The organism is Aeromicrobium sp. JP4 (assembly GCF_054957925.1).
Genome location: NZ_CM143290.1, coordinates 1,616,255 through 1,634,631 on the forward strand (window position 1 = coordinate 1,616,255; position 18,377 = coordinate 1,634,631).

At 71.4% G+C, this 18,377-nt stretch carries 18 protein-coding genes; 2 read left to right on the plus strand and 16 right to left on the minus strand.

Translation table 11 applies throughout. From position 1 onward, the window contains the following. Window positions 1-20: 20 nt before the first annotated feature. Entirely contained in the window at window positions 21-908 is an 888-nt protein-coding gene (locus ACY1JX_RS08020) for a 1,4-dihydroxy-2-naphthoate polyprenyltransferase (RefSeq protein ID WP_286927650.1), read from the plus strand. On the opposite strand, the gene cds1 is transcribed toward ACY1JX_RS08020, so the two are convergent. Together cds1 and ACY1JX_RS08030 are read right to left on the minus strand one after the other, a co-directional pair. Continuing rightward, the gene (gene cds1 / locus ACY1JX_RS08025) at window positions 892-1,977 is read right to left on the minus strand and encodes an L-cysteine desulfhydrase Cds1 (RefSeq protein WP_286927645.1); all 1,086 of its coding nucleotides are present in this window, start codon (window positions 1,975-1,977) and stop codon (window positions 892-894) included. The genes ACY1JX_RS08020 and cds1 overlap by 17 nt on opposite strands. Further along, window positions 1,958-2,224 carry a DUF4229 domain-containing protein gene (locus ACY1JX_RS08030; RefSeq protein ID WP_286927644.1) on the minus strand — a complete coding sequence of 89 codons (267 nt, stop codon included), beginning with the start codon at window positions 2,222-2,224 and terminating at the stop codon, window positions 1,958-1,960. Before ACY1JX_RS08030 ends, cds1 begins: the two co-directional genes overlap by 20 nt. 95 nt (window positions 2,225-2,319) lie before the next feature. Here ACY1JX_RS08030 and ACY1JX_RS08035 point away from each other — a divergent pair, with 95 nt between their 5' ends. Beyond that, entirely contained in the window at window positions 2,320-2,583 is a 264-nt protein-coding gene (locus ACY1JX_RS08035; protein ID WP_181754319.1) for a PLD nuclease N-terminal domain-containing protein, read from the plus strand. A gap of 10 nt (window positions 2,584-2,593) precedes the next feature. Here ACY1JX_RS08035 and ACY1JX_RS08040 read toward each other — a convergent pair whose 3' ends face one another. The 14 genes from ACY1JX_RS08040 to ACY1JX_RS08105 form a co-directional block, all read right to left on the minus strand. Further along, window positions 2,594-3,652 (minus strand): ABC transporter permease, encoded by a 1,059-nt coding sequence (locus tag ACY1JX_RS08040; RefSeq protein WP_286927643.1) that lies wholly within the window; start codon window positions 3,650-3,652, stop codon window positions 2,594-2,596. Next, window positions 3,649-4,551, minus strand: a complete 903-nt coding sequence (locus tag ACY1JX_RS08045) for an ABC transporter ATP-binding protein (RefSeq protein WP_462565778.1) — start codon at window positions 4,549-4,551, stop codon at window positions 3,649-3,651. Before ACY1JX_RS08045 ends, ACY1JX_RS08040 begins: the two co-directional genes overlap by 4 nt. A 22-nt stretch (window positions 4,552-4,573) precedes the next feature. Beyond that, window positions 4,574-5,497: a c-type cytochrome biogenesis protein CcsB gene (gene ccsB, locus ACY1JX_RS08050; protein ID WP_181754315.1), complete on the minus strand. Its 924-nt coding sequence runs from the start codon at window positions 5,495-5,497 to the stop codon at window positions 4,574-4,576. Then, on the minus strand, window positions 5,494-7,065 hold the full coding sequence (gene resB, locus ACY1JX_RS08055; RefSeq protein ID WP_286927641.1) for a cytochrome c biogenesis protein ResB: 1,572 nt from the start codon (window positions 7,063-7,065) through the stop codon (window positions 5,494-5,496). Before resB ends, ccsB begins: the two co-directional genes overlap by 4 nt. Then, window positions 7,062-7,745: a cytochrome c biogenesis CcdA family protein gene (locus tag ACY1JX_RS08060; protein WP_376785961.1), complete on the minus strand. Its 684-nt coding sequence runs from the start codon at window positions 7,743-7,745 to the stop codon at window positions 7,062-7,064. The genes resB and ACY1JX_RS08060 overlap by 4 nt, the downstream gene beginning before the upstream one ends. A 74-nt stretch (window positions 7,746-7,819) precedes the next feature. Next, on the minus strand, window positions 7,820-8,395 hold the full coding sequence (locus ACY1JX_RS08065; RefSeq protein ID WP_181754311.1) for a TlpA family protein disulfide reductase: 576 nt from the start codon (window positions 8,393-8,395) through the stop codon (window positions 7,820-7,822). Next, complete coding sequence (locus tag ACY1JX_RS08070) at window positions 8,392-9,042, minus strand: histidine phosphatase family protein (protein ID WP_462565779.1); 651 nt, start codon at window positions 9,040-9,042, stop codon at window positions 8,392-8,394. The genes ACY1JX_RS08065 and ACY1JX_RS08070 overlap by 4 nt, the downstream gene beginning before the upstream one ends. Window positions 9,043-9,057: 15 nt before the next feature. Next, window positions 9,058-10,377: a glutamate-1-semialdehyde 2,1-aminomutase gene (gene hemL, locus ACY1JX_RS08075; RefSeq protein ID WP_462565780.1), complete on the minus strand. Its 1,320-nt coding sequence runs from the start codon at window positions 10,375-10,377 to the stop codon at window positions 9,058-9,060. A 108-nt stretch (window positions 10,378-10,485) separates the two neighbouring features. Next, on the minus strand, window positions 10,486-11,457 hold the full coding sequence (gene hemB, locus ACY1JX_RS08080; RefSeq protein ID WP_462565781.1) for a porphobilinogen synthase: 972 nt from the start codon (window positions 11,455-11,457) through the stop codon (window positions 10,486-10,488). Between the two features lie 132 nt (window positions 11,458-11,589). Continuing rightward, window positions 11,590-13,194, minus strand: coding sequence for a uroporphyrinogen-III C-methyltransferase (gene cobA / locus ACY1JX_RS08085; protein WP_286927777.1), 1,605 nt, complete (start codon window positions 13,192-13,194; stop codon window positions 11,590-11,592). Between the two features lie 65 nt (window positions 13,195-13,259). Next, the gene (gene hemC / locus ACY1JX_RS08090) at window positions 13,260-14,183 is read right to left on the minus strand and encodes a hydroxymethylbilane synthase (RefSeq protein ID WP_286927636.1); all 924 of its coding nucleotides are present in this window, start codon (window positions 14,181-14,183) and stop codon (window positions 13,260-13,262) included. Next, window positions 14,180-15,478: a glutamyl-tRNA reductase gene (locus tag ACY1JX_RS08095; RefSeq protein ID WP_286927635.1), complete on the minus strand. Its 1,299-nt coding sequence runs from the start codon at window positions 15,476-15,478 to the stop codon at window positions 14,180-14,182. Before ACY1JX_RS08095 ends, hemC begins: the two co-directional genes overlap by 4 nt. A 76-nt stretch (window positions 15,479-15,554) precedes the next feature. Continuing rightward, a complete protein-coding gene (locus ACY1JX_RS08100) occupies window positions 15,555-16,223 on the minus strand; it encodes a redox-sensing transcriptional repressor Rex (RefSeq protein ID WP_286927634.1) in 669 nt (222 codons plus the stop codon). Window positions 16,224-16,328: 105 nt separating this feature from the next. Further along, complete coding sequence (locus ACY1JX_RS08105; RefSeq protein WP_462565782.1) at window positions 16,329-18,377, minus strand: acyltransferase family protein; 2,049 nt, start codon at window positions 18,375-18,377, stop codon at window positions 16,329-16,331.

The following is an 18,377-nucleotide window of genomic DNA, read 5'->3' on the forward strand; positions in this document are numbered from 1 at the left end:
CCGCCTCCTAGACTCACGGGGTGACCTCCCCGACCGGCCTGAAACTGTGGATCGAGGGCGCGCGGCTGCGCACGCTGCCCGCCGCCATCGCCCCCGTCGCCGTCGGCACGGGTGCCGCCGCGTTCGACGACGGCGTCATCTGGTGGAAGGCGTTCGTGGCGCTCGGCGTCTCGCTGGCGCTGCAGGTCGGCGTGAACTACGCGAACGACTACTCCGACGGGATCAAGGGCACCGACGAGAACCGCGTCGGCCCACTGCGCCTCGTCGGCTCCGGCCTCGTCGCGCCCGCGAAGGTCAAGGCCGTGGCGCTCGCGTTCCTCGCCCTCGGCGCCGGCCTCGGCCTCGTGCTGGCCGCGACGTCGGGCTGGTGGCTCATCGCCGTCGGCGCGCTCGCGATCCTCGCGGCGTGGGGGTACACCGGCGGGTCGAAGCCCTACGGCTACCGCGCCCTCGGCGAGCTCAGTGTCTTCCTGTTCTTCGGCCTGGTCGCGGTGCTGGGCACCACCTACGTCCAGCTCGGCACGATCAACGACGTCAGCGTGGCGGGCGCGATCGGCGTCGGCGCGCTGGCCTGCGCGATCCTCGTGGCCAACAACCTGCGCGACATCCCCACCGACACCCAGACCGGCAAGCGCACGCTGGCGGTGGTCCTCGGCGACCGGCGCACGCGCTGGCTCTACACCGCGCTCGTGATGACGGCCTTCGTCCTCGTGGTGGCCTGGTGCGCCACCGAGACGCCGTGGGCGCTGCTGGCCTGGCTCGGCATCCCGCTGGCCGCCCGCTCGGTGGCCGCGGTGCGCTCGGGTGCGACCGGACCCGCGCTGATCCCGGTCCTGAAGGACACGGGCATCGCCGAGCTCGTCTACGCGATCGGGCTGACGGCCGGGCTGTTCATCGGCCCGGTGTGAACGTCCCGCTGCTGGTCAGCTCCGACAGCTGCTGGAGGTAGGGCGTCGGGTCGAGCCCGTGCTCGGCCACCCAGCGGTCGTCGAAGTACGTGTGCGTGTAGCGGTCTCCCCCGTCGCACAGCAGCGTGACGATCGATCCCTCGCGGCCCTCGGCCACCATCTGCGAGGCCAGCCCGAGGGCCGCCCACATGTTGGTGCCGGTGGAGCCGCCGACGGGGCGTCCGATGAGGTCGGAGGTCCAGCGCATCGCCGCGATGGAGGCGGCGTCGGGGACGTGCACCATCTCGTCGACGACACCGCCGACGAACGACGGCTCGACCCGCGGCCGGCCGATGCCCTCGATCCGCGAGGAGACGTCGGTCGTGACGTCGGACCGGTCCTGGTCCCAACCCTCGAAGAACGCCGAGCCCTCGGGGTCGGCCACCAGCAGCCGGGTGTGGAAGCGCCGGTACCGGACGTATCGGCCGATCGTGGCCGACGTGCCGCCCGTGCCCGCACTGACGACGATCCACGCCGGGATCGGGTGCGGCTCCGCCGAGAGCTGGGCGAAGATCGACTCCGCGATGTTGTTGTTCCCGCGCCAGTCGGTAGCGCGCTCGGCGTAGGTGAACTGGTCCATGTAGTGGCCGTCGCACTCGTCGGCCAGGCGCTGCGCCTCGGCGTACATCAGCCGGGCGTCGTCGACGAAGTGGCACCGGCCGCCGTACCACTGGATCAGCGAGATCTTCTCGGCGCTCGTGCTGCGCGGCATGACCGCCACGAACGGCAGGCCCAGCAGCCGCGCGAAGTAGGCCTCCGAGACGGCGGTGGAGCCGCTCGACGCCTCGACGATCGTCGAGCCGCGGTGGATCCAGCCGTTGCACAGCGCGTAGAGGAACAGCGAGCGCGCCAGCCGGTGCTTCAGGCTGCCGGTCGGGTGGACCGACTCGTCCTTGAGGTAGATCTGCACCCCGTCGAACGGCAGGTCGAGGGCGTGCAGGTGGGTGTCGGCGCTGCGGTTCGCGTCGGCCTCGACCCGGCGGACCGCATCCGCCAGCCAGTCGCGGTCCTCAGTCGACGTCTTCGGCACGGCGCGACTCCTCGATGCGCTCGTTGAGAGCCTGGGCCCGCTCCTGCAGCTTCACCGCCACCTGGTCGCGCAGGCGGCGCAGCGTGAGGATCGAGATGATCGACGAGACGATGAGCGCGAGCAGCAGGACCCACAGGTCAACGACGGCACTCGGGTCGAAGACGAAGCGGGAGATCCCCCACAGCACCGCCCACGTGACGAGGAAGACCCCGAGTCGGGCGAGCGTGTACGTCCAGAAGGCCTTCATGCCTCGGATTCTAGTTGTCGTCACCGAGCACGGGACCGGCGGTGAGGTCACGTCAACACGGCGCGGCGCTGGAACGGGGTCGGTACGCTCTGGCCATGGGCAAGGTCTTCCTCGTACTGGCGGCCGTGGTTCTCATGGTCTACAGCCTGTACGACCTCGTGGCGACTCCGCGCGACCGCGTGCAGCACCTGCCCAAGTGGGGCTGGGCCCTGCTGATCGTCCTGGCGCCGTACGCCGGCGCCGCGCTGTGGCTGATCTTCGGCGTGGCCAAGGGCCGCTCCACGGGCGGACCCCGCAAGCGTCCCCCGCCGCGCCCCCTCGGCCCCGACGACGACCCCGACTTCCTGCGCGGTCTCTGACTCTCCCGCGTCAGGCGTCCCAGCGGAACACGCGCGAGGCGATGAGCGAGCAGACGGCGGCGAAGCCCAGCAGGATCGCCATCGGTGCCCAGATCGCCTCCACGCCCTGACCGCGCACCATGACGTCGAGCATCGCCTCGTTGAGGTGGCGCAGCGGCAGCAGCCTGCTGATCGCCTGGAGCCAGTCGGGCGCACCCTCGAGGGAGAAGAACGAGCCCGACAGGAACGCCATCGGCAGCACGATGAAGTTCGCCAGGCCGACCGCGCCCTCCTCGGTCTTGCTGATCGAGCCGGCCAGCAGCCCGATCGACAGGAAGGCGAGCGTGCCCGCCAGCACGAGCGGGATCACGAGCGGCCACGACCCGCTGAGCACCAGGCCGAACGCGCCGACCGCCAGACCCAGGAAGATCGCGGTCTGGCCCAGCGCCACGAGGACGCTGACGCCGACGCGCGCGAGCACCACCGACGACGTGCGGATGGGCGCCAGGCGCAGGCGGCGCAGCAGGCCGGACTGGCGCCACGAGACGAGGTTGACCGCGGCACCGAAGGTGGCGCTCATGGCGATCGCCCAGCCGAGCAGGCCGGGCGTGACGTACTGGATCGGCTCGAGGGACTCGTCCTCGACCTGCTGCGTCTCCAGCGTGAACGCGGGGGTGCCACCGGCGGCGGCGAGGTTGGCGGAGTCGACGATGCCCTGGAACGTGCCGCGCACCCGCGCCGCCGTGACCTGGTCGGCCTGCGAGTAGTGCACGACGAGGCGGTCGCCCTCCTCGGTGATCACGGCGGCGAGGTCGCCGTCGCGCACCTCGCGCAGCGCCTTCGCCTCGTCGGTGGCCGGCGTGATCTCGATGCTCTGCTCGAGGGCTTCGCGCGCGTCGGGCGCCATGTCGTCGAGTGCGGCCACGTCGCCGACCTGCGCGACCTCGAGCTTCGGCGCGCCGTCATTGGTGAGCAGCCCGCCGAACAGGACGAGGAACATGAGCGGGAACAGGACGGCCCAGAACAGGGTCATCCGGTCGCGGACGAAGCCCAGGAGCATCGCGCGCGAGAGCGAGGTCAGTGCGGTCACGAGCGGTACTTCCGTCCGGTGAGGCTGAGGAAGACGTCCTCGAGGGAGGCGCCGGAGGCGCTGAGCCCGTCGAGGGCGTCGAGGCCGGCCAGCGCGGTCAGCACGTCGGCGGGGCGGCGCGTGGACAGGACCGTGCGGTCGGGGTGGACCTCGACGGCCTCCACGCCGCCGATCCCCCGGGCGCGGTCCTCGTCGATGGCTCCGGGCGCGAGGCTGATCCGCGTGGGGGCGTCGAGACCGCGCACGAGGGCCGCCGGCGAGTCGAGCTCGAGGAGGCGTCCGTGGTCGATGATCGCGACGCGGTCGCACAGCACCTCGGCCTCCTCCATGTAGTGCGTGGTGAGCACGACCGTGCGGCCGGAGTCGTTGAGGCCCTCGAGGAAGTCCCAGAGGTTGCGCCGCGCCTGGGGGTCGAGGGCGGCGGTCGGCTCGTCGAGGAAGACCACCTCGGGGTCGTGCACGAGCGCGCACGCGATCGAGAGCCGCTGCGCCTGGCCGCCGGACAGGTCCTCGACCCGCGACCCGGCCTTGTCCTGGAGTCCGACCTGCTCGAGGAGGGCGTCGACGCGGTCGCCACCGACGCCGTAGAGCGCACCGAAGATCGCGAGCTGCTCGCGGGCGGTGAGCCGCTCGAAGAACGCGGAGGACTGCAGCTGCACGCCGATGCGACGCTGCAGCGCGGGGTCGCGCTTCCAGGGGTCGTGGCCGTCGATCGAGACCGAGCCCCCGTCGGGATGGCGCAGCCCCTCGATCATCTCCAGCGCGGTGGTCTTGCCGGCGCCGTTCGGGCCGAGCAGGCCGAAGAACTCGCCCGGCTCGACCGTGAACGTCAGGTCGTCGACGGCGGTGAGGTCGCCGTAGGACTTCGTCAGCCCCGCGACCTCGATGCGTGCACCCATGCGGACGACGCTAGCGAATCGGTCAGGCGTAGCTGTGCTGACCGGAGATGAACAAGTTGACGATGTAGTAGCTGATGATGAACGTCGTGAACCCGACGAGCGCGAGGTAGGCGGCGCGCTTGCCCTTCCAGCCGGCGGTCACGCGGGCGTGAAGGTAGCCCGCGTAGACGATCCAGGTGATGAGCGCCCAGACCTCCTTCGGGTCCCAGCCCCAGTAGCGGCCCCACGCGAGGTGGGCCCAGATCGGGCCGGAGATCAACGCGCCGAAGGTCCACAGCGGGAAGCCGACCGCGTTCATGCGGAACGCCACCTGGTCGATGCGCGCGGCGGCGGGGAACCGCTCCAGGACCGGGCCGACGCTGCCGCGCTCCTCGGCTCGAGCCTTGACGAGGTACAGCACGCTGGCCGCGGCACCGACCATGAACAGCGCGGCGGCGGTCATGATGGAGGTGACGTGGATGTACTTCCAGAACGTGTTCAGCGCGGGCACGAGAGGTCCGGCCGGCGTGTAGGTGGAGATGGACATCGCGAGGATGAACAGGCAGACGGCCAGCACGACGCCGCCCATCCACTGGATCTTCGAGCGCCACACCATGACGAGGTAGACCGACAGTGCGATCGCCGTGCCAGTCACGCCGAACTCGTACATGTTGCCGTAGGGCGCGCGCTGCGTGGCCAGGCCGCGGGTGACCGCAGCGCCGATCAGCAGCAGCGTGCCGAGCACGGTGAGCGACACGGCGACGCCGACGAGGCGGTCGGGCGTGTCGGTCTCGGCCTCATCGGTGTCCTCGGGGAGGACGTCGCCGCTCCCGGCCGCCACGGCGACGGGAGCCTTGGCGCGAGCCGTGAGCCACTCGGCGACGTGGCAGAAGAACGCGACACACAGCACGGCGAAGGCCGAGCCGGTGAGGTAGTTGGAGAGCTGGGCCCACTGGTCGAGTGTCATGCCTTTTCCTTCTCCTGCTCGCCCAGTTCAGCGTGGAGCCGGGACATCAGGTCGTCGAGTTCTGCGGGCAGGTCGTCACGGGGAACGCGGTCGAGCGCCGCCACCTCCACCACGGTACGTGATCCCTCGGCGCGGGCCCGGATCCAGGTGCGCCGGGGCCGGACGAGCAGGGAGGCGGTGAGGCCCAGGATGCCGAGGCCGACGCCGAGCAACGGGAGCCACGGGACCGGCGTGTGCCCGATCTGGAACCTCGCGAACTGCTTGAGCTCGACGAACTCGATCGTGCCGCCGCCGGGCAGCTCCTGGCTCTCGCCCGGGCCGATGTCGACGCGGAAGTTTCCGTCGCCGTCCTTGACCTGGGTCATCTTGCTGGTGTCGAGCGAGTAGACCGACTGCGAGACGCCCTCGTCCAGGCCGAGGTCGCCGGTCCACAGGTTCATGCCGATCCGCGGGTTCAGCGCGCCGGGGAACACCGAGACCGACGGCTTGTCGGGGCTCGAGGAGAACGCGGTGGGCAGGAAGAAGCCCTGGAAGCCCAGCTGTTCGCCGTCGGCGTCGGGCACCTTCACGACACCGGTGGAGGTGTACGTGGAGTCGGCGGGCAGGAACGGCACGGGGCCGTCGAACGCCACCTTGCCGGAGGCGTCGGTGACCCGGATGACGGGCGCGTAGCCCTGGCCCACGAGGAAGACGTCCTCGCTGCCCACCGAGAGCGGGTGGTTGACCTCGATCTTGAAGTCATCGTCGTCCTTCCCCGCCTCGTTGTAGGTGCCCGTGGCGCGGAACAGCTTGGGGGCGCCGCGCTGGTTGCCCTCGACGTAGAAACGGGCGAGGAGGTCCTCGAGCTGCAGCGACCACGGCTCGAGACCGGACTGGGCGTCGAACATCGCGCCGGAGGAGAACTCGTCGTACTGCGACAGGGTGTTGCTGAAGCCATTGCCCTCGACCACGATCACGTTGCCGCGGTAGCCCCACAGCGCGGCGGCGGCCACGCCCACGAGCGCCACGAGGACACACACGTGGAAGACCAAGTTGCCGAACTCGCGCAGGTAGCCCTTCTCGGCGCGCAGCTCGCCGGTGTCGCCCTCCTCGACGACATCGATGCGCGCGCGCCCGAGAGCACGGCGACCGGCCTCGAGCACCTCGGTGACGGACGCGTCGGTCTCGAACCGCTCCGAGGCCGGCATGCGGGCGAAGTTGCGGGGCGCCTTCGGCGGGCGGGCCCTGAGCGCCTGCGCGTAGACCTTGGTGCGCGGCAGGATGCAGCCGATCAGCGAGACCATCAGCAGCAGGTAGATGGCGCTGAACCACACCGACGAGAACACGCTGAAGCCGCCCAGCCTCTCCAGCACGGGAGCCAGCTTGGGGTGGTCGAGGTAGTAGGCCTGCACGGCACGGGCGTCGACGCCACGCTGCGGGATGAACGACCCCGGCACCGCCGCGACGGCGAGCAGCAGGAGCAGCAGCAGGGCCGTGCGCATCGAGGTCAGCTGGCGCCAGGCCCAGCGGGCGAACTCGACGGGGCGCAGCTCGGAGGCGGTCTCGTTGCGCTTGTCGCGGGGGCTCACAGGGGGACCTCGAATCCATTGATCCAGTGCTGCAGGGCGATGACGATGTCCTGCCACCAGCCGGTGATCAGCAGGACGCCGGTGGCGATGAGCAGGCTCGCCCCGACGGCCGACACGGCGCGCTGGTGGGTGCGCACCCAGCCGGTGACACGCAGGAACCGGGTGAGGAACAGGGCCGCGAGGACGAACGGGATGCCGAGCCCGAGGCAGTAGACGAGCGCGAGGAACGCCCCGCGTCCGGCGGTGGCCTCGTTGGCCGAGAGCGCCAGCACGGCCGTGAGCGTGGGACCGATGCAGGGCGTCCAGCCGACGCCGAACACGACGCCCAGCACGGGCGCGGCGAGCAGGCCCACGCGGCGGACGCCGTGCTTGCGCACGTCGCGCTGCAGCACGGGGACCCAGCCCATGAAGACCACGCCCATCACCACCAGCAGCACGCCGGCGATGATCGAGATCTCCCGCTGATAGGGCAGCAGCTGCTGACCCGCGGCACCGAACAGCGCTCCCCCGGCGACGAACACCGAACTGAAGCCCAGCACGAAGAGCAGGGAGCCCGTGACGACCCGGCCACGGCGCGCGGTCTCCAGCTCGGTGACCGCCACCCCCGAGACGTAGGACAGGTAGCCCGGCAGCAGCGGGACGACGCAGGGGCTGAAGAACGAGAGGAGGCCGGCGAGCAGGGCGACGGGGACCGTGAGGACGAGGTTGCCAGACGCGGCGGTCTCGAGGAACCAGTCGCTGACGTCGCCAGCGATCACTGGGTGCTCTTCTTGGTCTGGTCGACCAGACCGCGCAGCGTCGCGTCGGTGAGCTCGCCCATGACGCGCGCCGCGACCTTCCCGTTCTTGTCGATGACCCACGTGGTCGGGATCGCCATGGACGGCAGGACGTCGGCAAAGACGGCCTGGTTGCGGCCCGAGGAGTCGTCGATGCTCGGGTAGCTGATTCCGAAGGACTCGTTGAACGCCTTCGCGCTGGCCGGGTCGTCCTTGGTCAACAGGCCCAGGAACTGCACGTTCTGGTCGGCCAGCTCCCTCGAGGCCTTCGCCAGAGCGGGGGCCTCCTTCCGGCACGGAGCGCACCACGAGCCCCAGAGATTCACGACCAGGATCTTCCCCTGGAAGTCGGCGCTGCTGATCTGGTTGCCGTCCAGGTCGGCGCCGGAGAGCTCGGGCGCGGTCTTGCGCTTGCCGGGGTCGACGAAGGTGATCTCGCCGTTGCCGTTGATGAAGCCGTCCTCACCGGTGTCCTGCACCCCGCCGACGCACGCCGAGAGAACGAGTGCGACAAGAACGACCACGACGAGGCGAGCGAATCGAGTGCTTCTCATGCTCCACCGATGAACTTGCCGCGCAGGGCGTCGGGGATGAGGTGACCGGCGGGCTCGCTGTAGACCAAGCCCTTGAAGGCGTCGTCCTCGAACGTCAGCGTGGTGAGGCTGGCCAGCGAGCACTGGCGATTGCGCGGGTCGTGCGCGAAGCGGCCCTTCTCGTAGGACTTGCGCGCGATCCACACGGGCAGCTGGTGCGACACGATGAGCGCCTCGTGACCGCGCGCCGCCTCGCGGGCGTCGTCGATCGCCAGCAGCATGCGCGCGGCGATGTGCGCGTACGCCTCGCCCCACGACGGGCGGAACGGGTTCCACAGCCACGGCCAGAAGCGCGGGTTCAGGAACGCCTTGGGCCCCACGCCGACGGTGCGGCCCTCGAACTTGTTGCCGGCCTCGATGACACGCTCGTCGGTCTGGATGTCGAGCTTGAGGATGTCGGCCACGGGCCGGGCGGTCTGCTGCGCGCGCTCCAGCGGCGAGGCGACCAGGTGCGTGATGTCGTGGGTCTTCAACGACTCCGCGACCGTGGCGGCCATCTGGTTGCCGAGATCGGAGAGGTTGTAGCCGGCCAGGCGGCCGTACAGGACCCCGCCGGGGTTGTGGACCTCGCCGTGGCGCATCAGGTGGACGATCGTGCGGGTGCTCATCTGGGTTCCTTCGTGTCAGCGGGCCGCAGCGGCTGCCGCGCGGGCCGCGCCGGGGAGGGCTTCGGCCAGTCTAGAGAGGGGCTCGGAGTCGACGTCGGGGTCATGGGCTGCCGACAGGAACCAGGCCTCGTAGGCCGACGGCGGCAGGTAGACGCCGGCGTCGAGCATGGCGTGGAAGAAGGCCGTGTAGGCCGCCGTGTCCTGGGACTGCGCGCCGGCGAAGTCGGCCACCGGCTCGGCGACGCCCCAGAAGATGCTGAACATCGTCCCGGCGGTCTGCAGGGTGTGCGCGACGCCGGCCTCGGCGAGCGCCTCGGAGACCAGCTGCTGCACCTGTGACGAGGTGGCGGAGAGCCGGTCGTAGACCTCGGGGGTGGCCAGCCGCAGCGTGGTGAGGCCCGCGGTGGTGGCGACGGGATTGCCCGACAGCGTGCCCGCCTGGTAGACCGGGCCGACCGGCGCGAGCAGGTCCATCACGTCGGCGCGACCCCCGAAAGCCGCCGCGGGGAACCCGCCGCCCATGACCTTGCCGAACGTCATGAGGTCGGGCTGCCAGCCCTCGACCTGGCCGTCGATCTCCCAGTAGCCGCTGCGCGCCGCGCGGAAGCCGGTCATCACCTCGTCGGTGATGAACAGGGCGCCGTTCGCGGCGCAGGTGCGGGCGAGGTGCTCGTTGAAGCCCGGGTGCGGCGGGACGACGCCCATGTTGCCGGCGGCGGCCTCGGTGATGACGCACGCGATCTGGTCGCCGTACTCGGCGAACGCGGCGTCGACGGCGGCCGGGTCGTTGTAGGGCAGCACGATCGTGTCGGCCGTGACGTGCGCGGGCACGCCCGGCGTGCCCGGGATGCCGAGCGTGACGACGCCCGAGCCGGCTTCGGCGAGGAGTGCGTCCACGTGGCCGTGGTAGCAGCCGCTGAACTTCACGATGCGGTCGCGGCCGGTGAAACCTCGGGCCAGCCGGATGGCCGACATCGTGGCCTCGGTGCCCGACGAGACCATGCGGACCCGCTCGACGGGGGTACGGCCGACGATCTCCTCGGCGAGCAGCACCTCGGGCTCGGCCGGGGTGCCGAAGCTGGTGCCGCGGGCGGCGGCGGCGGTGACCGCCTCGATGACCTCGGGGTGCGCGTGGCCCAGCAGCATCGGACCCCACGAGCCGACGAGGTCGACGTAGCGGTTGTCGTCGGCGTCGGTGAGCCACGCGCCCGAGCCGGACTTCATGAAGCGCGGCGTGCCGCCGACGGCGCGGAACGCGCGCACCGGCGAGTTCACGCCGCCGGGCGAGACCTGCTGGGCCCGGGCGAACAGCTCCTCGGATGCGGTGGTGCTCATGCGTGCTCCTCTCGGGTACCCCGGCGGTCGAGTGTTCGCGAGGAACGAGCGAACGTATCGAGACCACGTGATCTCGATACGACGTCTCGCAAGCTCGCCGTCACTCGATCACCGGCTGCGCAGTCGGCGGGCGACCTCGGCCGCCCAGTAGGTCAGGACGATGTCGGCGCCGGCGCGGCGGATCGACAGGAGGGACTCGTCGATCGCGCGGTCGCGGTCGATCCAGCCCTGGGCGGCGGCGGCCTCGACCATCGCGTACTCGCCCGAGACCTGGTAGGCCGCGACGGGCACGTCCACGGCCGCCCGCACGTCGGCCAGGATGTCGAGGTAGGACATCGCGGGCTTCACCATGACGATGTCGGCGCCCTGCTCGACGTCCAGGAGCGTCTCGCGCAGCGACTCGCGCCGGTTGCCGGGGTCCTGCTGGTAGGTGCGGCGGTCACCCTGCAGCGAGGAGTCGACCGCCTCGCGGAACGGGCCGTAGAACGCCGAGGCGTACTTGGCCGCGTAGGCCAGGACGACGACGTCCTCGTGGCCGGCGACGTCGAGGTCGCGGCGGATCACGTCGATCTGGCCGTCCATCATGCCGCTGGGGGCGACGACGTGGGCGCCGGCCTGCGCCTGCGCCACGCCCATCCGCCCATAGATCTCGACGGTGGCGTCGTTGTCGACCCGGCCCTGCGCGTCGAGCACGCCGCAGTGACCGTGGTCGGTGAACTCGTCCAGGCACAGGTCGCTCATGACGAGCAGGTCGTCACCGACCTCCGCCCGTGCGTCGGCGATGGCGACGTTGAGGATGCCCTCGGGGTCGAGCGCGCCCGAGCCCTGCGCGTCCTTGTGCTCGGGAACGCCGAACAGCATGACGCCGCCCAGGCCCAGCTCGACCGCCTCGGCGTAGGCCTTGCGGGCGGACTCGCGCGAGTGCTGGACGACGCCCGGCATGCTCGCGATCGGCCGGGGCTCGGTGATCCCCTCGGCCACGAACATCGGCAGGACGAGCTGCGACGGCACCAGGTGCGTCTCGCGCACGAGGCGTCGCACGGCCGCGGTGGACCGCAGCCGGCGTGGGCGTTCGATCATGCTTGCCTCCTTGGACGAGGACGATGGTTTCGATACGCCGCTCGCTGCGCTCGCGAGCTACTCAACCACCGGTGGTCTCGGTGATCGAGTAGCTCCGCGAGGAACGAGCGGGCGTATCGAGATCCGCCCGACTCAGGCCTTGCGGCGCGAGGACGGCTTCTTCTGCGAGGGGCGCAGGACGGGGTCGCCGGCCTCGATGAACTGCAGGCGGCGCTGCTCGCCGAACTGCGCGAGCGCGTCGGCCAGCTCCTCGGCGGACGGCTTCTCGGCCATCACGTCGACCCGCAGGCCGTGCTCCTCGGCGGTCTTGGCCGTGGCCGGGCCGATGCAGGCGATGATCGTCGTCGCGTGCGGCTTGCCGGCGATGCCGACGAGGTTGCGCACGGTCGAGCTCGACGTGAACAGCACGGCGTCGAACTTGCCCGACTTGATCGCCTCACGCGTGGGCGCCGGCGGCGGCGAGGCGCGCACGGTGCGGTAGGCGGTGACGTCGTCGACCTCCCAGCCCAGCTCGACCAGGCCGGCCGCGAGGGTCTCGGTGGCGATGTCGGCGCGCGGCAGGAAGACCCGGTTGATCGGGTCGAGCAGCTCGTCGAACGGCGGCCAGTCCTCGAGCAGGCCGCGACCGGACTGCTCGCCCGACGGCACGAGGTCGGGGCGGATGCCCCACGTCTCGATGGCCTGCGCGGTCTTCTCGCCGACGGCGGCGATCTTCAGGCCGCTGAAGGCACGGGCGTCGAGGCCGTACTCCTCGAACTTCTCGCGGACGGCCTTGACGGCGTTGACGCTGGTGAAGGCGACCCACTCGTAGCGGCCCTCGACGAGGCCGCGGACGGCCTTGTCCATCTGCTGCGGATTGCGCGGCGGCTCGACCGAGATGGTCGGGACCTCCTCGGACACCGCGCCGTACATCCGCAGGCGGGAGGCGAGGGACTGCGACTGCTCCTTGGTGCGGGGCACCAGGACGCGCCAGCCGTAGAGCGGCTTGGTCTCGAACCACGACAGGACCTCGCGCTGGGCGACGACCTCGCCCACGACCACGATGGCCGGCGGAGTCATGTGCGAGGCGGCGGCCGCCTCGGCGATCCCGGCCAGCGTGGAGACGACCGTCTCCTGCGCGGTGGTGGTGCCCTGGCGCGTCATCGCGACGGGCGTCTCGGGCGAGCGGCCCGCGGCCACGAGGCCGGCGGCGACCTCGCCGATGCGGTTCACGGCCGAGAGCAGGACGAGCGTCTCGTGACGCGCAGCCTCGCTCCAGTCGACGTTCGAGTCGCCGACGCTGACGACCTTGAACTCGCGGTGCTGCTTGTCGGTCAGCGGCACGCCGGCGTAGGCCGGGACCGCGGAGACCGAGGAGACACCGGGGACGACCTCGAAGGAGATGCCCGCCTTGGCGCAGGCCTGGGCCTCCTCGGGGCCGGTGGCGTAGGTGAACGGGTCGCCGACCATGAGGCGCACGACGTGCGCGCCGGTCTTGGCGTGCTTGACGACGAGCTTGCCGCGGGCGGCGTGGGTCAGGGTCTCGCCGGCGGCGTTCGTGCCGCCGTCGATCACGTCGGCACCGTTCGTGACGAGCGCGTGCTGCTCAGGCGCTTCGACGATCACGACGTCGGCCTGGGCGAGCACCTCGGTGGCGCGGACGGTCAACAGGCTGGCGTCGCCTGGACCGGCGCCGACGAAGCTCACCCGCCCGGCGGGCTGGGCGGTCGGCGCGGTCGTGGCGGGGGACGTGGGCATCGCGGAGGTGGTGGACACGCTCTTCCTTGCTGTGATCGGTGGCGGAGTCTCGTGCAGGTTGTTGCTCATGAGGTGGTCACCGATCCCATGAGCTGATCGGCGCCCTCGGCCAGCAGCTCCTCGGCGAGACGACGCCCGAGGGCGGCGGCTTCCGTGGGAGCACCGGAGGCGGAACGTCGGATGACGGGGTTGCCGGAGAGGTCTCCGACGACGGCGCGCAGCCAGAGCTCGTCCCCGTCGTCCCCCCAGACGACGTCGGCGAGGGCTCCGACCGGAGCGCTGCACCCGGCCTCGAGGGTGGCGAGGAGGGTGCGCTCGGCCGTGACGGCGGCCCGGGTGTCGGGATCGTCGAGCACGGCGAGCAGTGCGGTGGTCGCGTCGTCATCGGCGCGGCACTCGCACGCGAGGGCTCCCTGTCCGGGAGCCGGCAGCATCTGGAGGGGGTCGAGGACCTCGGTGGCCTCGTCGGCGCGGCCCAGGCGCAGCAGGCCGGCGCGGGCGAGCACGATCGCGTCGAGCTCGCCGCCGGTGACCTTGCCGATGCGGGTGTCGACGTTGCCGCGCAGCTCGGCGATCTCGATGCCGAGCCCGAGGGCGTTCAGCTGGCTGACCCGGCGGGGGCTGCCGGTGCCGACCCGGGCGCCGCGGGGCAGCTCGCCGAGGGTGAGGCCGTCGCGGGCGATCAGGACGTCGCGGGGGTCCTCGCGCACCGGCACGGCGGCCAGGGTGAGGCCCTCGGCGGCGCCGGTGGGCAGGTCCTTGAGCGAGTGCACGGCGAAGTCGACCGTGCCGTCGAGCACGGCCTCGCGGACGGCCGCGACGAAGACGCCGGTGCCGCCGATCTGGGCCAGCGGAGCGCTGGAGCGATCACCGTAGGTGGAGATCTCGACGAGCTCGACCTCGACGCCGTGCGCCTCGCGGAGGCGGTCGGCGACCCAGCCGGACTGGGTGGTGGCGAGCTTGCTGGCGCGGGTTCCGAGACGGATCACGCGGGGTCACCTCCGGGGTCGGTGACGGCGCTGACGGCCGAGGGGTCGAGCTGGAACAGGTGGGCCAGCGCGTCGGCGTAGGTGAGGTTCTCGGGGCCCTCGACGAGCTCCTTGACGCGCACCGTGGGCTGGTGGATCAGCTTCTCGGCGACACGGCGCATCGCGCGGCGGACCTCGTCGAGCTGGGCGTCGTCGAGGCCGGACAGCCGGCTTTGCAGGCGCGCGGTCTCGGAGCTGACGACCTCGGTGGCCATGCTGCGCAGCGCGACGACCGTGGGCGTGACCTTCGCCTGCTGGCGGCTGGCCAGGAACGAGTCGACCTCGGACTGCACGATCTCGCGGACCTGCTCGACGTCCTCGGCGACGGAGTCGGCGGTGGCGTGGGCGGCCAGGACCTCGATGTCGATGACGTCGACGTTCGGCAGGTCACGCACCTCGTGCGAGACGTCGCGCGGCAGCGCCAGGTCGATGACCGTGAGCGGGCGGCCGTCGCTCATGGCGCGCTCGATCCGCTCGGTGTCGAAGACGACGCCCGCGGCTCCGGTGCAGGTGATGAGCACGTCGGCGGCGGAGAGCTCGACGTCGAGCGACTCCCAGCGGACCGCGCTGACGCCGTGGCTGGCGACGAGCTCGAAGGCGCGCTGGAACGTGCGGTTCGCGACCCAGATCCGCGACGGCTCGACGCCGCGCTCGATCAGGGTGCGCACGGCGAGCAGGCTCATCGTGCCGGCGCCGGCGACGAGGAAGCGGGCCTGCGGATCGGTGACCGCGTCGCCCGCGGCACCGAGGGCGGCGGTGACCAGCGACGGCGCGAGGCGGTCGATGCCGGTCTCGGCGTGACCGCGCTTGCCGATGCGCAGGGCCTGCTGGAAGAGCGTGTTGAGGCTGGTGCCGGCGGTGGCCTCGGCCTGGGACTGGTGCAGCGTGGAGCGCACCTGGCCGAGGATCTGGCTCTCGCCCAGGATCATCGAGTCGAGTCCGGCGGCCACGCGGAACAGGTGGGCCACGGCGGCCTGGTCGTAGTGCACGTAGACGTACGGCAGCAGGGCCTCGCGACGCAGTCCGGCCATGTCGGCCAGCAGCTGCGTGACCTCCTCGACCGAGCCGTGGAAGCGGTCGGCCTCGACGTAGACCTCGACGCGGTTGCACGTGGAGATGACGGCCGACTCGGTGACGGCCGGGACGTCGAGCGCCAGGTGCGACAGCTTGACGGCCGCATCGGTGTCGAGGGAGGCCTGCTCGAGCAGGTCGACGGGCGCCGACCGGTGGGACAGTCCGACGACGAGAACGCTCATGCCGTCACCCCCGAGGAGAGGCGACGGTACGGGCGTGCCGGCATGAGGTGCCGTTGGTTCACTCGCTGACGCTCGTTCATGCGAGCACCTCCGTGCTGGGAGCCGCCTGCCGGCGGTGGGCGTGGTAGCCCAGGATCTGCAGCTCGGCGGCGACGTCGACCTGGCGGAGATCGACCTCGGCGGGGACCTGCAGCGCGGTGGGCGCGAAGTTCAGGATGCTGCTGATGCCGGCGGCGACGAGGGCGTCCGCGACGCTCTGCGCGGCGGCGGGCGGGGTGGCGATGATGCCCAGCGAGACCTCGTCGCGCACGACGATGGCCGCCAGGTCGTCGATCGAGAGCACTTCGTGACCGCCGACGTCGGTGCCGATCAGTTCGGGGTCGGCGTCGACGATCGCGGCGACCTTGACGCCCCGGGCGCCGAAGCCCTGGTAGGCGGCGAGGGCCGTGCCGAGGTGGCCGGCGCCGACGATGACGACGGGCCAGGGCTGGGTCTGGCCGACGACGGTGGCGATGTGACCGGCCAGGAAGCGGACGTCGTAGCCGACGCCGCGGGTGCCGTAGGAGCCCAGGTGCGAGAGGTCCTTGCGGACGATCGCGGAGTTCACGCCGGCCGCGGTGGCCAGGTGCTCGGACGAGCAGACGTCGGTCCCTCGCTCCGCGAGCTCATCGAGAGCACGCAGGTACAGCGGGAGCCGGGCGACGGTGGCGTCGGGGATCCCAGCGGGGCTGCGAAGAATGGTCACGATGCTCCTGCGCCGCGGAATGACGGGAATTTTGGGCCGTGGCGCGCCGTCAGTCTAAGAGTTTGGGAACCCTTTCACAAAATCGGCGACGACGACGCGGCCCGTTCAGCGGTTACCGGTGGGGAGCCCGTCGACCGCCCCGGTGATGCGGTTCCACAGGAATGGGGCGAGCGTCCGGGTGAACGTCGCGGTGAAATGGTGACGGTCGCGATAGACGTTCACGCCGCCGATCATCGCGGGGCAGACGTCCTCGAGGCAGTAGAAGTCGGTCATGTCGATCCGGTGCGCACCGTCGGTCATCCGGGCCGCCTCGCCGAACGGGTCGCCGTACGGGAACGCGTCCTCACGCGGGACCGAGCACGTGGTCTCGTCCCACGAGTCGACGCGGTCCAGGCACTTCGCCGGCGGGGTGCCGTTGTCGGGGTTGTCGACGAGCGCGGCCACCGGGATGCCCAGCTTCGTCCCGCGGGTCCACGCCTCCGAGAGCGCCTTCGCCTGCTGCGTGCGCGAGCCCGCGAGGTTGCGCGAGTAGCCGGTGGTGACGATCAGGTCGATGTCGTCGCGGTTCTGCCCGAGCCACTCCTCGACGTTGCCGCGCCACGCGGGACACGTGTCGAGGACCTCGGGAACGGCGGTGCGGCCCGGCAGGTCGGTCGACCAGGCGCAGCCGCCCTTGAGGTGGGTGGTCAGCGAGAGCTCGCCGATCTCGGCCAGGCGCACGAAGGCGGGCAGCATGGCCCGCGCGTGGGAGTCGCCCAGCAGCACGACGTGGGGCCGGTCGCCGGAGCGCTCGCCGAACTCGCACGACTTGAGCTCGACCTGCTCGTTCTTGCCCCAGCACTCGCTGCGGCCGCCCCAGTCGCGACTGACGTCGGGCCCGGCGGGGACGCGCATCGTGGCGAGGTCGGGGTTCTCGCACTCCCCCGCCGGTGGCATCGAGCCGGCGCCGAAGCAGTCGGGCATGTCGGCGTTGACGCGCGCTGTCAGCTGCTCGGCACGCTCCTCCTGCGCGCGGCCGGCCTGCCAGCCGTACGCGGCGACTCCCACGACCACGGCCGCGGCGGTCAGCGAGCCGATCGCGGTGACGACGGGCCGGCGGATGCCGAAGCGCGTGCCGAAGCGGATCGGGTTCTCGACGAAGCGCATCGTGAGCCAGGCCAGGACGAAGGTCGCGACGAGGATGCCCACGCGCGGCCACAGGCCCATCTCGCCGTCGAGGATCTCGGGCAGCAGGATGATCGGCGGCCAGTGCCACAGGTACATCGAGTACGAGAGGTCGCCCGTGGTCTGCACGGGTCGCCACGCCATCAGCGGCGTGGGCGAGAGACGCCCCGAAGGGGTGCCGGCCGCGATCACGAGCAGCGTCGCCAGCACCGGCGCGATCGCGGCGGTGCCGGGGAACGGCGTGCTCTCGTCGTAGACGTAGGAGCACACGGCGATCACGCCGAAGCCGATCCACGAGGCGGCGATCGCGGTGCGGCGCGGCAGCCGGATCCGGTCGACGAGGGCCACCGCGAACACGGCGCCCGCGCCGAACTGCCACGCCCGTGCCGGCGTCGCGAAGTAGGCCAGCTGTGGGTGCTGCGCGGTGAGCCACAGCGAGTACAGGAAGCTCGCGAGCGTCACGACCGACAGCACGATCACGACGGCGCGCTTCCGGGACAGCCCGCCGAAGCGGCGTGCGAGCGCGAGGGCGCCGATGATCAGCAGCGGCCAGACGAGGTAGAACTGCTCCTCCACCGAGAGGGTCCAGTAGTGCTGGACGGCCGACGGGACGCCGTCGGCGGCGAGGTAGTCGACCGAGTCGATCGCCAGGACCCAGTTCTCGACGTACAGGGTCGAGCCGACGATCTCGCGGAAGTTCTGCGTCCACTGGGCCGGCGGCAGCCACAGCAGCACGCCGATGGCCGTCACGAACAGCACGAGGTACGCCGCCGGCAGCAGGCGCCGGGCGCGCCGCGCCCAGAACTGGGCGAGGTCGACGCGGTCCTGGCGCTCGACCTCGCGCATCAGGTGGCTCGTGATGAGGAAGCCGGAGATGACGAAGAAGACGTCGACGCCGATGTAGCCGCCGCTCAGGCGGCCGGGCCACAGGTGGAAGCCGACGACCGCCAGGACGGCGACCGCCCGCAGGGCCTGGATCTCGGGACGCAT

Bases quoted from the DNA above. Each gene is read 5' to 3' on its own strand.
- ACY1JX_RS08030 (WP_286927644.1), bottom strand. From the start codon at position 2,224: ATGAAGGCCTTCTGGACGTACACGCTCGCCCGACTCGGGGTCTTCCTC.
- ACY1JX_RS08035 (WP_181754319.1), top strand. From the start codon at position 2,320: ATGGGCAAGGTCTTCCTCGTACTGGCGGCCGTGGTTCTCATGGTCTAC.
- ACY1JX_RS08045 (WP_462565778.1), bottom strand. From the start codon at position 4,551: ATGGGTGCACGCATCGAGGTCGCGGGGCTGACGAAGTCCTACGGCGAC.
- ccsB (WP_181754315.1), bottom strand. From the start codon at position 5,497: ATGACACTCGACCAGTGGGCCCAGCTCTCCAACTACCTCACCGGCTCG.
- ACY1JX_RS08065 (WP_181754311.1), bottom strand. From the start codon at position 8,395: ATGAGAAGCACTCGATTCGCTCGCCTCGTCGTGGTCGTTCTTGTCGCA.
- ACY1JX_RS08070 (WP_462565779.1), bottom strand. From the start codon at position 9,042: ATGAGCACCCGCACGATCGTCCACCTGATGCGCCACGGCGAGGTCCAC.
- hemL (WP_462565780.1), bottom strand. From the start codon at position 10,377: ATGAGCACCACCGCATCCGAGGAGCTGTTCGCCCGGGCCCAGCAGGTC.
- hemB (WP_462565781.1), bottom strand. From the start codon at position 11,457: ATGATCGAACGCCCACGCCGGCTGCGGTCCACCGCGGCCGTGCGACGC.
- cobA (WP_286927777.1), bottom strand. From the start codon at position 13,194: ATGCCCACGTCCCCCGCCACGACCGCGCCGACCGCCCAGCCCGCCGGG.
- ACY1JX_RS08095 (WP_286927635.1), bottom strand. From the start codon at position 15,478: ATGAGCGTTCTCGTCGTCGGACTGTCCCACCGGTCGGCGCCCGTCGAC.
- ACY1JX_RS08105 (WP_462565782.1), bottom strand. From the start codon at position 18,377: ATGCGTCCCGAGATCCAGGCCCTGCGGGCGGTCGCCGTCCTGGCGGTC.